The 12,472-nt window shown below is 41.9% G+C and carries 10 protein-coding genes; 9 read left to right on the top strand and 1 reads right to left on the bottom strand.

Annotated elements, in window-relative coordinates; all coding sequences use genetic code 11:
• Positions 1–44 precede the first annotated feature (44 nt).
• A complete protein-coding gene (locus MHI20_RS15600) occupies positions 45–461 on the bottom strand; it encodes a hypothetical protein (protein WP_135009109.1) in 417 nt (138 codons plus the stop codon).
• Between the two features lie 166 nt (positions 462–627).
• Here MHI20_RS15600 and MHI20_RS15595 point away from each other — a divergent pair, with 166 nt between their 5' ends.
• The 9 genes from MHI20_RS15595 (at position 628) to MHI20_RS15555 (ending at position 12,365) form a co-directional block, all read left to right on the top strand.
• Positions 628–1,044, top strand: a complete 417-nt coding sequence (locus MHI20_RS15595) for a VOC family protein (protein WP_024719950.1) — start codon at positions 628–630, stop codon at positions 1,042–1,044.
• An 82-nt stretch (positions 1,045–1,126) separates the two neighbouring features.
• On the top strand, positions 1,127–2,044 hold the full coding sequence (locus tag MHI20_RS15590; RefSeq protein WP_007497064.1) for an AEC family transporter: 918 nt from the start codon (positions 1,127–1,129) through the stop codon (positions 2,042–2,044).
• Positions 2,045–2,072: 28 nt separating this feature from the next.
• Positions 2,073–3,665, top strand: coding sequence for a PucR family transcriptional regulator (locus tag MHI20_RS15585; protein WP_340939633.1), 1,593 nt, complete (start codon positions 2,073–2,075; stop codon positions 3,663–3,665).
• Positions 3,666–3,905: 240 nt separating this feature from the next.
• Positions 3,906–5,243, top strand: coding sequence for an aspartate aminotransferase family protein (locus tag MHI20_RS15580; RefSeq protein WP_144666981.1), 1,338 nt, complete (start codon positions 3,906–3,908; stop codon positions 5,241–5,243).
• A 330-nt stretch (positions 5,244–5,573) separates the two neighbouring features.
• Positions 5,574–6,131, top strand: a complete 558-nt coding sequence (locus tag MHI20_RS15575) for a glycerol-3-phosphate responsive antiterminator (RefSeq protein WP_017360356.1) — start codon at positions 5,574–5,576, stop codon at positions 6,129–6,131.
• Between the two features lie 215 nt (positions 6,132–6,346).
• A complete protein-coding gene (locus MHI20_RS15570) occupies positions 6,347–7,162 on the top strand; it encodes an MIP/aquaporin family protein (RefSeq protein ID WP_008349011.1) in 816 nt (271 codons plus the stop codon).
• Positions 7,163–7,177: 15 nt separating this feature from the next.
• Positions 7,178–8,674, top strand: coding sequence for a glycerol kinase GlpK (gene glpK / locus MHI20_RS15565; protein WP_007497075.1), 1,497 nt, complete (start codon positions 7,178–7,180; stop codon positions 8,672–8,674).
• A gap of 139 nt (positions 8,675–8,813) precedes the next feature.
• Positions 8,814–10,475 carry a glycerol-3-phosphate dehydrogenase gene (gene glpD, locus MHI20_RS15560; RefSeq protein WP_039169256.1) on the top strand — a complete coding sequence of 554 codons (1,662 nt, stop codon included), beginning with the start codon at positions 8,814–8,816 and terminating at the stop codon, positions 10,473–10,475.
• A gap of 144 nt (positions 10,476–10,619) precedes the next feature.
• Positions 10,620–12,365: a phospho-sugar mutase gene (locus MHI20_RS15555; protein WP_340939622.1), complete on the top strand. Its 1,746-nt coding sequence runs from the start codon at positions 10,620–10,622 to the stop codon at positions 12,363–12,365.
• Positions 12,366–12,472: the final 107 nt, after the last annotated feature.

Genomic DNA, 12,472 nt, shown 5'->3' with positions numbered 1-12,472 from the left:
CAAAACAAGCGCCCCGCAATTATGCGAGGCGCTTTTCTTTATGTTTACATTTTCTTTAATGCGAGTGTAGCAAAGTGGGCAATGCTTTTGGCAGCTAAAAATGGAACGTCTGATTTGACAAGAGATTGATAAATCGTTTTTTCTACTTGTTTCCATGTAAGAGCAGGCTCTTCTAAAAGATTTTTTAAATCAGGTCCTACATGCTGGTTGAAAAACTGTTCAAATTGTTCGCGTTTTTCTTGTCCGGCAATCACTTCTAATTTTTGTAGCCACTTTTCTTGTTTTTGGAAAGATTGTTCGATGTTTTGTTTAATGGTGTCTGTTGTTGAAGGAAGCTGAAAATCACTTTCTGCTGTCACCTGCTTCGTTTGAAGAGATGCAGCATCAGCTGTTTGTGTAATAGGTGAAGCGAATAAAAGGACAGAGGTGGAGAGCATCAAAGATTTTGCGATTGTTTTCATTAAGAAAACCTCCTAGTTCATTTAGTATTGTGCACGAGATTTATTATATATTTTTGTTAAAATAAGGTAATGAGGCTTACCGCTTATTTTTTCATGCGACAAAGGGATGCCAAATGAAAAGACGAATATACTGAATGGAAATGATGATTTACAAAGGGAGAGGGATATGGGGCGAGAATCTAAACATCTGTATATCAATTTGCCGGTTAAGCATGTAAATGAGTCAAAGGATTTCTTTGAACAGCTAGGTTTTGACTTTCAACAAGAACTGACGAATGAACATGCTGCTTGTTTTGTGATGAATGAGACGATCACAGTCATGCTGTTATCACTTAAGCATTTCCAATCCATTTCAGAGAAGGAATTGGTAGATGCCAGAAATGGCGCAGAGGTCATTATCTCTTTACAGGTCGAGACGAGGGAAGAGGTTGATGAGCTTGTAGAGCGTGCGATCGCAGCTGGTGGTTCACCGTTTAAGGAAAAACAAGACCATGATTTCATGTATGGCTGGAGCTTTCAGGATCGTGATGGTCATTTATGGGAAGTGTTTTATATGGATGAGGAGAGAAGCGACCTTTCATAAGGGTGCTTCTTTTTTATTGATGATCAGTGGTATGATAAGAGGGTAAAAAATAGGAATTCATCTAGAGAAAAGTAGGTGCTGCATGGAGTTTTTACTTGTCTTAATGCCAGTGTTCGGCATATTCCTTATAGGGTATATTGGGCAGAAGACAATTGGTTTTGATATACATACGCTCTCATCTATGTCTTTATATTTAATGTCACCTTTTCTTGCGTTTGAAACCTTTTATCAAAATAAAGTATCGATGGACTATGTGTACTTATCTATATTTGTCGTAGGGCTTTGTCTTTCACTTGTTTTATGTGTCTTCATTTTATCTCGAATTTACGGGTATTCGAATGAAACGTATTGTGCCATGATTTTGTCATCAGCATTTATGAATAATGGAAATTACGGCACGCCTGTTGTCCTTCTTGTTTTTGGAGCAGCTGGTTTAGATATTGCGATTGTGCTAATGGTCCTTCAGCAGCTCGTCATGAGTACGATCGGCATGTATTATGCAGCAAAAGGTGGAGAGGACGCGGGAGACTTGAAGGTCGTTCTAAAAAAAGTGCTGCGTATGCCGGTTGCTTACGGGGCTCTTCTTGGTTTATTATTTCAGCTCATTGACCTTTCATTACCTAAAGAGCTTATGACAGGTGTTCAGCTGGTCGGGGATGCAGCGATACCAACGATTATGCTGATTTTAGGTATGCAGCTCGCAGTGATTTCTTTTAAACAAGTGGATTATCGCAATATTTCCTATGCGGTGCTGCTCAAGCTGTTTATTTCACCTCTCATCGCCTTTGGTTTTACACTTATTTTACCTGTAGATGATTTGGTGAAACAAATTATGATTTTAGTTGCAGCGATGCCGACAGCGGCGAATACAACGCTGATGGCTGTGCAATTTCGAACGAAGCCTGAGTTTGTCTCAAGCACGACGTTTCTCAGTACGATTTTAAGTATTGTGACTTTACCTGTTTTATTATGGATTTTATCCATGCACCCTCTGGGATAGGGGACGGCAAACAAAGGGGGACTTATGAATGAATGTAGATGTTCATTTTCAAGTAAGTGATGTGTTAAAAACGAAGCATTTTACGCATGCGAAAGTGTTAACTGGGGAAAAGGGATTGTTTCGGCAGGTAAAATGGGTACATGTACTTGAAGTGCCTGCTGTAGAGGATTTGTTAAACGGAGGCGAGCTGATCTTAACGACGGCCGCGGGCTTCCATGATCAATTGGAAGTCTTTCAGGCGTTTTTAAGGCAGTTGATTGACTCAGGTGCGGCTGGACTATGTATTGAATTTGTACCGCTCCGGTTTGATGTACCGGAAGAACTGATTATTTATGCAGAAGAACGTGATTTTCCGCTTATTCTGTTTACAAAAGAAGTGAAGTTCGTCAATATTACACAGCATCTCCATACGATGATGATTGAGCGTCAGTATCAGATGATGGCGGATTTAGAAACACTGTCGTCCAAGTTGAATGAGCTTTTATTGACTCCTCATCCGCAGATGGATATTTTGGATCAAGTGTATCAGCACGTGAGAGGGATTCTTTTGTTGATCCCTGTTCAAGGTGAACCGATTATTTTATGTGATTCATCCAAACAAACAGAAGAGCTTGTGATGAATTATTTGCAATATGCTTCATTACCAAAAGGATATGAAGTGACGCAAAAACAAGTCCTTGCACTCAAACAAACCTTTGCAGACCTCGTCCTCATTCATCAATCGAACACGCTCTCGGAATTTGAACTGCTTGTGATGGATAAAGGAGCGAATGCCCTTGCCCAGCAAACTTTAAGAGAGCTGTATACAGAAGAGCTGAAGAAGACAAAAGAGAATGAATGGCTGCAAAAATGGTTTCATGAAGAGCATACAGAAAGAGAAATCATAGAACACCTTGAGGAAACAGAAGGACTGAAAAAACCGACCGGCTGTGTGGTGATGCTCTTTCAAAAAAACCACCAAATAGAAGAAATCGCAGGGAATCTTTATTTTCTTGTCTCTTGCCGTTCTATTTTTCAGCGTGCTGGTTTCTATTTGATTGTGTACGAGCATCAAGGACAAACCTTATTTATTTTATTGAATACAAGAAAAGTTGAGGACTGGAAAGAGCGTGCAGAAAAAGCGGCAAACGACATCACGCAATTATATGACCGTGAGAAGCCCGGCGAGGCAGTCATCAATTATGCAATCGGTTCATATTGTGAGCAGTTTCAGCACATGAGAAAAAGCTTTCAAGCAGCGAAAGAAGTGCTGCATTTAAAGAAAGTGATGCCGCAACGGATCAAAAGCCCATTTTATCAAGATTTACATATGCTTCGGTTGATGCCTGTCATGAAAGAAAGCGGGTTATTAGAATGCATGGTGAAAGAGTATTTAGAGCCGGTGATTTTATATGATAAACAAAATAGCGGCAGGCTCTATCAGACGCTGAATATCTTTTTACAGACAAACGGTTCTAAAAAAGAAACCGCAAGCCAGCTCTATATTGTGAGGCAGACGCTTTATCACAGATTGGATAAGCTTCATGCTTTACTTGGTGAGGATATGATGCAAGCGCCAAAACGTCAAGCGCTTGAATTTGCGATCCTTGCTTATGAATTTTTACAGGGGAATCGCCATTAATGGTATATGTTAGATTTGCCAAGGGATCAAGTAGAGTGTCTCATGGTTCTTTTCAATCAGTTGACGATCTGTCTAATGTAATGTGTCTGGCCCCTTTTTTATAATGAGAGTAACGACACGGGCGGTCTTGTTTCAGTTTCATATGCCTCACTTTTATCCATATAATGAATGGAGAGGTCATATGCAGGACCGGTTTAAGTTTCTTTGATGATGAAAACGGATACATGGGGGCGTGGGAAGATGAAAACACATAACGCACAAGATCTTCAGGCGAAAGATGATCAGTTCATTTGGCATCATATGAAAGGGACAAACAAAGAAAATGAAAGTATGGTGATTCATGAGGCAGAAGGCGCATGGGTGACAGATATTCATGGAAATCGCTATTTAGACGGGATGTCAGGACTATGGTGTGTAAATGCCGGATATGGACGTAAAGAGCTTGCAGAAGCGGCGTATAAGCAATTAAATACGATGCCTTACTACCCACTGACACAAAGCCATGTGCCAGCGATTCAGCTGGCTGAGAAGCTCAATGAATGGCTAGACGGGGACTATGTGATCTTCTTTTCTAACAGTGGTTCTGAAGCGAATGAAGCGGCATTTAAGATTGCCAAACAATATCATGCGCAAAAGGGAGAGAGTACACGCACAAAATTTATTTCCCGATATCGATCGTATCATGGCAACACAGCAGCAGCTCTAGCCGCAACGGGTCAAGCGCAGCGTAAGTACAAATATGAACCGTTAGGGCAGGGGTTTATCCATGTCGCACCGCCTGATATGTACCGGCATCCTGAAGATCAAGAGAGCTTGGCAAGTGCTGATGCAATCGATCAAGCGATGACGTGGGAATTAAGTGAGACCATTGCTGGCGTCATCATGGAGCCGATGATTACAGGAGGCGGTATCTTAATGCCGCCAAAAGGATATTTGAAGAAGGTGAAAGAAATCTGTGAAGATCATGGAGCGCTCCTTATTGTGGATGAAGTGATATGCGGCTTTGGCCGGACAGGAAAGCGGTTTGGATTTATGCATGAGGAAGTGAAGCCAGATATCATCACCATGGCAAAAGGGATCACAAGTGGATATTTACCGCTATCTGCAACGTGCGTGAAACGAGACATTTATGAAGCGTATGCAGGAGAAGATACGTATGACAGGCTACGGCATGTGAATACATTTGGCGGTCACCCTGCTTCCTGTGCGGTGGCACTTGCTAACCTAGAGATCATGGAAAACGAGCAATTAGTGGAGCGGTCAGGCACGCTTGGCCAAGACATGCTCGAACGTTTGCAAGAGTTAAAAGAGCATCCATTTGTCGGTGATGTGAGAGGAAAAGGCCTGCTGTTTGGAATTGAGCTTGTGCAGGATCAGGCGTCAAAAAAGCCAGCTGATCCAAGTGTAGTCGGTCAATTGATTGCAGAATGTAAAAAGCGGGGATTGATCATCGGGAAAAATGGCGATACAGTGGCTGGCTATAATAACGTGGCACAGCTCGCACCACCGCTAAATATCACTGATGAAGACGCCTCATTCATTATTCATACTTTAAAAGAAAGCATGGCACAATTATAGCAGTCTGCTTCAGATTGTTGACAAAGGGCTAAAATGTTATTTATTTTAGCCCTTGTCTTCTTTTCAGCGTGAAAGGACGAGTACTGGCGCGGAGCGAATTTGACATTCGTGAGCACCAGCACGCAGGACTGACAAAGAATGCGAGGGTTTGCCTACACGCTGTAGCAGAGAGATTTCTCTGCTTTTTTCTATGTCCAGAAAGGATCAGGTCTGAATCGATCTGCTAGGCTGAATGGTCAATGGGCACACTAGGTGTATTGAAAAAAACATGCGATTCTATTACTGTAAGGAGAAGATAGAACCAATACACACACGAGAAGGAGACGGCATATGAGTTTTCATGATCAACCCATTCTACCTGCTGTTCGCAATATGAAGCAATTTGAGGAATTTTTAAAAAGTCCATTTACATATGGGGTCTTACTAGATGTTCACTTAGGGCGGCTTAAGGGCATCATGAATGAGGCGAATGCGCATCATAAAAAAATGTTTGTCCATGTCGATCTCATTCACGGAATCAAACATGATGAGTACGGAACGGAATTTATTTGTCAAGAAATGAAACCAGCTGGCATTATTTCTACTAGGTCTTCTGTCATAGTAAAAGCCAAGCAGAAAAAGGTATATGCCATCCAGCGAATGTTTTTACTTGATACAAGTGCGATGGAAAAAAGCATGGAGTTTGTCGGGAAACATCGTCCAGATTTTATTGAAGTATTGCCGGGTGTCGTGCCAGATTTAATTACAGAAGTGCGCGAAAGAGCTGGAATACCAATATTTGCAGGAGGATTTATCCGAACAAAAGAAGATGTAGAAAGGGCGCTTGCAGCAGGGGCGACAGCTGTCACTACATCGAATACAGAGCTTTGGAAAGCATTCCAAAAGTGAAAAAGATAAAATGTGAAAATTGATTGACAACGTTTTCATCCTCTGTTACTATAGCACTAAGTTAATATCATGTGATGGAGAAACGGAGATCCACAACGACGCTTTACTAGGTGACAAATGACCCTGATGTAAAGTATGTTTGTTGTGGATCTTTTTTCTTTATCTTTTCTACACATTTATAGGGGATGGCAACTGAACCAGAGGAGGAATTTTTCATGACACCATTTTGGGGTGAAGTCGTTGGTACAATGCTTCTTATTATTTTCGGTGGCGGTGTGTGTGCGGCAGTCAGTTTAAAGAAATCGCTCGCTTACCAGTCCGGCTGGATTGTAATCGCTTTCGGATGGGGATTTGCAGTAGCGATTGCAGCTTATGCCACTGGAGGAATTAGCGGTGCACATTTAAACCCGGCGCTGACAATAGGTCTTGCATTAGAAGGAAGTTTTCCTTGGGCTGATGTTCCAATGTATATTGTCGGTCAAATGCTTGGCGCATTACTCGGAGCTATTATTGTCTTCTTACATTACTTACCACACTGGAAAGCGACAGACGATCCAGGTGCAAAACTAGGCGTATTCTCAACTGGTCCTGCGATTCCGCATACTTTTGCAAACGTGCTCAGTGAAGTCATTGGTACATTTGTATTGGTGGTAGGAATTTTAGCGATTGGTGCAAATAAATTTGCAGACGGAGTCAATCCGCTGATTGTTGGTTTCTTAATTGTCGCAATTGGTCTTTCATTAGGTGGTACAACTGGTTACGCAATTAACCCTGCACGTGATTTAGGTCCAAGAATCGCACATGCCATTCTGCCGATTCCAGGTAAAGGTCCATCAAATTGGAAATATGCTTGGGTTCCTGTTGTTGGTCCAATTTTGGGCGGTGCATTTGGCGGTGTTTTCTATAATGCAGCCTTTAAAGCGAACGTCACACCAGCCTTTTGGATTGTAAGCGTTATTTTAGTTGTGGTATTGTTAGGACTCTATGTTTCTACGAAAAACCAGACAAATGCTGTCAATGAAAGTATGTAAGGGGAGGAAAACACCATGGCAAAAGAAAAATATATTCTCGCATTAGATCAAGGGACAACAAGCTCAAGAGCGATCTTATTTGATCAAGAAGGTAAAATTGCCCATACAGCTCAGAAGGAATTCAATCAATATTTTCCGAACCCAGGCTGGGTAGAACACAATGCAAATGAAATTTGGAGCTCTGTTCTATCAGTTATTTCAACTGCTTTAATCGAATCAGGAATTGAAGCAGATCAAATCGCCGGTATCGGAATTACGAACCAGCGTGAGACAGCTGTCGTTTGGGATAAACATACAGGCGCACCCGTTTACAATGCAATTGTTTGGCAGTCACGACAAACATCTGGTATATGTGATGAGCTAAAAGCGCAAGGGCATGATGAAACGTTTAGAAATAAAACGGGTCTACTCATTGATGCTTATTTCTCAGGTACTAAAGTGAAATGGATTTTAGACAATGTAGAAGGTGCTCGTGAGAAAGCAGAAAATGGTGACTTGCTGTTTGGCACAATTGATACATGGCTCATTTGGAAAATGACTGGCGGTCAATCACACGTGACAGATTATTCGAATGCATCAAGAACGTTAATGTTCAATATTTACGATCTGAAATGGGATGAAGAACTACTTGATATTTTAGGTGTTCCAGCTTCCATGCTGCCAGACGTCAAACCATCATCACACATTTATGGTGAAACAACAGACTATCACTTCTTCGGTAAAAATATTCCGATTGCAGGAGCGGCAGGAGATCAGCAGTCTGCGTTATTCGGTCAGGCTTGCTTTGAAGAAGGAATGGCGAAGAACACATATGGTACAGGATGTTTCATGTTGATGAATACAGGGGAAAAAGCAATTAAGTCGGATCATGGATTGTTAACGACGATTGCATGGGGCATTGACGGCAAAGTTGAATATGCTTTAGAAGGAAGTATTTTCGTTGCTGGCTCAGCGATCCAGTGGCTGCGTGATGGACTTAGAATGTTTAAAGACTCAAAAGACAGTGAAGCTTATGCTGAGCGCGTTGAGTCAACAGACGGCGTATATGTCGTACCAGCATTTGTTGGTTTAGGCACACCATACTGGGATAGTGATGTCCGAGGCGCTGTATTCGGTTTAACACGCGGTACTTCTAAAGAGCACTTTGTTCGTGCAACGTTAGAATCACTTGCTTATCAAACGAAAGATGTTTTAGATGCGATGGAAAAAGATTCAAACATCTCACTTAAAACATTGCGCGTCGATGGCGGGGCTGTAAAGAATGATTTCTTAATGGGCTTCCAAAGTGATTTGCTCGATGTACCAGTAGAACGTCCAGAAATTAATGAAACGACGGCACTCGGTGCGGCCTATCTTGCGGGAATTGCAGTTGGCTTCTGGAACGACCGTTCAGACATTGCAAAACAATGGAACCTTGACAAGCGCTTTGAACCTAAAATGGAAGAAGACAGCCGTGACTCGTTATACAGCGGGTGGAAAAAGGCTGTAAAAGCAGCTCAAGCTTTCAAATAAACAAAAAGTATGGTATACTTCAAGTAAGTTAATAGAACGGTTGGAGAACTGGAGAGACCGCAAGCACCGAAGTGTAGAAATACGCTTTGGGTGTTTGCGGTCTCTTTTTCTTTACCGTACAACATGGGAGGAACAAGAGATGACTTTTTCTAGCTTAGAAAGAGAACAAATGCTTCAGGACATGACAAAAAAACCATATGATGTGTTTATCATTGGTGGGGGTATTACTGGCGCTGGTACAGCACTTGATGCGGCTTCACGCGGAATGCGTGTCGGTCTTGCGGAAATGCAGGACTTCGCAGCAGGTACGTCTAGCCGCTCAACGAAACTTGTACACGGCGGACTTCGTTATTTAAAACAATTTGAAGTGAAAATGGTCGCAGAGGTCGGTAAAGAGCGTGCCATCGTATACGAAAACGGTCCTCATGTGACAACGCCAGAATGGATGCTTCTTCCGATGCATAAAGGCGGGACATTCGGTAAGTTTTCAACTTCAATCGGACTTAGAGTATATGACTTTTTAGCTGGCGTTAAGCATAGTGAACGCAGAAGTATGCTAAGTGCAAAAGAGACACTTGCAAAAGAACCGCTAGTGAAAAAGGATGGCTTAAAAGGCGGGGGCTACTATGTTGAATACCGTACAGATGATGCACGCCTGACAATTGAAGTCATGAAAGAGGCTGTGAAATTCGGGGCAGAAGCGGTCAACTATGCGAAAGTAAAAGAATTTATTTATGATAAAGGCAAAGTTGTCGGTGTTGTCATTGAAGATGTCACAACACAGAAAACATACGATGTATATGCGAAAAAAATCGTCAATGCGACAGGTCCATGGGTCGATCAGCTAAGAGACAAGGACCACTCAAAAGAGGGGAAACATTTACAACATACAAAAGGAATTCACTTAGTATTTGACCAATCTGTTTTCCCATTAAAACAAGCAATCTACTTTGACACACCTGATAAACGAATGGTCTTTGCGATTCCAAGAGAAGGAAAAACGTACGTGGGAACAACAGATACCGTTTACAAAAAACAGCTGGAACATCCGCGTATGACAAAAGCAGATCGTGATTACGTGATCAAAGCCATTCAATATATGTTCCCAGATCTTCATATTACAGAGAAAGACGTTGAATCTAACTGGGCTGGTCTTCGTCCACTCATTCATGAAGAAGGCAAAGATCCTTCAGAAATTTCTCGTAAGGATGAGGTATGGACATCATCTTCAGGCTTAATCACGATTGCTGGCGGTAAATTAACAGGTTACCGTAAAATGGCTGAACACATTGTGAATCTTGTACGTGATGGACTTAAAGAGGAAACTGGAAAAGATTTCGGACCATGTAAAACGAAACATATGCCAATTTCAGGCGGGCATGTAGGCGGTTCAAAAAATATGGCATCCTTTGTTCAAGCGAAAACGGCAGAAGGAGCATCCGTTGGTTTGACAGAACCGATTGCACAAAAATTAGCTGAGAAATACGGCTCAAACGTCAGCAATGTCTTCAAGCGTGTGGAGCAGCTTCAAGGGGAAGCAGACAAACGAAATATTCCCGCATATGTGTTGGCTGAACTTGTCTATGCGATCGAAGAAGAATTGGCTGTTACACCTGTCGATTTCTTCTTGAGAAGAACAGGCAGCCTATTATTTAATATCAATTGGGCAAAAACGTATGCACAGCCTGTTGTTGACTATATGGCAGATCGTTTTGGCTGGGATGAAGCGACAAAACAGAAACATCAAACTGAATTAGACCGACTATTCCATGAAGCAGTCGTACCGCTTGATGCTGAATAAGTAAAAAGCCGATCGTGTATCGGCTTTTTTTATTTTGTTCATCGTTTTTTCATATGTTCATGATATAACATGACATGAAGGATAATTCCATATAAAATAACAGTAGATGTTATTTTATTGATGATAAGAGCTGGGAGGACGACCATGAGTTGGAATGCGAATTATGAGCGTTGGATCAATGAGAAGCACCTGGATACTGAACTAAGGGAATGGCTGGAGGCACATCAAGATGATCATCAAGCGCTTGAAGACTGCTTCTACAAAAACCTTGAGTTTGGTACTGGAGGAATGCGCGGAGAAATTGGTGCTGGAACGAACCGAATGAATGTTTACACTGTTCGAAAAGCATCTGCTGGTCTTGCTGCGTATATTGCAGCACATGGAGAGGATGCAAAAAAAAGAGGCGTCGCCATTGCCTATGATTCACGCCATAAATCTCCTGAATTTGCGATGGAAGCGGCCAAAACACTTGCTTCACATGGCATTCAAACATACGTATTTGACGAACTGCGTCCGACACCAGAACTCTCTTTTGCAGTTCGAGAACTGAATGCTTTTGCAGGGATTGTTGTGACAGCAAGTCACAATCCGCCAGAATATAATGGCTATAAAGTTTATGGAGAAGATGGAGGCCAAATGCCCCCATTTGAAGCAGATCAAGTCATTAAAGAAGTAGATGCCATCGAAAATGAATTAGCCATTTCAGTGGAATCAGAAGAAGTATTGAAGCAAAATGGTTTGATCCGCATGATTGGTGAAGAAATCGATCAAGCGTATATGGAAAAATTAAAAACGATTCGTGTGCACCCTGAGCTTGCAAAAGAAGTCGATGTCAAAGTGGTGTTTACCCCGCTTCATGGGACGGCGAATAAACCTGTCCGAAACGGACTTCAGGCCTTTGGTTATAAGCATGTGACGGTTGTACCTGAACAGGAAAAACCAGATCCGCAATTCTCGACGGTTACGTCTCCAAATCCAGAGGAGCATGCCGCTTTTGAATACGCCATCAAGCTTGGCGAAAAGCAAAATGCTGATATTTTGATTGCGACAGATCCAGATGCAGATCGATTAGGTATCGCTGTGAAAAATCATGATGGTGAATTTACCGTTTTGACCGGCAACCAAACAGGCGCCTTACTACTTCATTATTTATTATCTGAAAAACAAAAACTAGGTCAGCTGCCGCCTCGCCCCGTTGTGATGAAAACGATTGTGACAAGTGAGCTTGGGCGTGCTGTTGCCTCAGCATTTGGAGCTGACACGATTGATACGCTCACTGGCTTTAAATTTATCGGAGAAAAAATCAAGCAGTTCGAGGAAAGCGGAAAATACACGTTTCAATTTGGCTATGAAGAAAGCTACGGCTATTTGATCGGTGATTTTGCACGAGATAAAGATGCAGTTCAAGCTGCGTTATTAGCAGTTGAAGTCGCAGCCTTTTATAAGAAACAAGGGAAGTCATTATATGATGCGCTTGTTGATATTTTTAAGGAATTTGGATTTTACAGAGAAGGGTTAAAGTCATTAACCTTAAAGGGGAAAGTAGGAGCGGAGCAGATTTCTGCTATTCTTCATACCTTTAGATCAAACCCGCCAGCTTCTATCGCTGGTCAGCGCATTACGGTCATTGAGGATTATCAATCAAGTCAAAGGCACCTTGTGGCTGAAAAGAAAGAAGAAACGATTCATCTGCCGGCATCAAACGTTCTGAAATATTTTCTTGAAGATGGCTCATGGTTTTGTTTACGACCTTCTGGTACTGAGCCTAAAGTCAAATTTTATATTGCAGTCAAAGGCACATCGTTAACAGACAGCGAAGAAAAGCTGAAACACTTATCAGAAGAAGTCATGAAAGTCGTCTATGACATTGTGGAAGAAACAGCTAAATAAAACATCACAAAGCCATCATGTCATGCATGATGGCTTTTTCTCAGTCAAAAGGATGAGAAAAAATCATCCTTTTTGAGAAAGAGCCGCACAGATGCTCATGGTATAAT

The sequence above is a fragment of the Bacillus sp. FSL K6-1106 genome (genome assembly GCF_038005245.1).
Lineage (GTDB): Bacteria > Bacillota > Bacilli > Bacillales > Bacillaceae > Bacillus > Bacillus altitudinis.
The sequence above is the reverse complement of the archived record's forward strand: the minus strand, read 5'-3'. Positions and strand labels throughout refer to the sequence as shown.

Bases quoted from the DNA above. Each gene is read 5' to 3' on its own strand.
- glpD (WP_039169256.1), top strand. From the start codon at position 8,814: ATGACTTTTTCTAGCTTAGAAAGAGAACAAATGCTTCAGGACATGACA.
- MHI20_RS15580 (WP_144666981.1), top strand. From the start codon at position 3,906: ATGAAAACACATAACGCACAAGATCTTCAGGCGAAAGATGATCAGTTC.
- MHI20_RS15595 (WP_024719950.1), top strand. From the start codon at position 628: ATGGGGCGAGAATCTAAACATCTGTATATCAATTTGCCGGTTAAGCAT.
- MHI20_RS15600 (WP_135009109.1), bottom strand. From the start codon at position 461: ATGAAAACAATCGCAAAATCTTTGATGCTCTCCACCTCTGTCCTTTTA.
- MHI20_RS15570 (WP_008349011.1), top strand. From the start codon at position 6,347: ATGACACCATTTTGGGGTGAAGTCGTTGGTACAATGCTTCTTATTATT.
- glpK (WP_007497075.1), top strand. From the start codon at position 7,178: ATGGCAAAAGAAAAATATATTCTCGCATTAGATCAAGGGACAACAAGC.
- MHI20_RS15590 (WP_007497064.1), top strand. From the start codon at position 1,127: ATGGAGTTTTTACTTGTCTTAATGCCAGTGTTCGGCATATTCCTTATA.
- MHI20_RS15575 (WP_017360356.1), top strand. From the start codon at position 5,574: ATGAGTTTTCATGATCAACCCATTCTACCTGCTGTTCGCAATATGAAG.
- MHI20_RS15555 (WP_340939622.1), top strand. From the start codon at position 10,620: ATGAGTTGGAATGCGAATTATGAGCGTTGGATCAATGAGAAGCACCTG.
- MHI20_RS15585 (WP_340939633.1), top strand. From the start codon at position 2,073: ATGAATGTAGATGTTCATTTTCAAGTAAGTGATGTGTTAAAAACGAAG.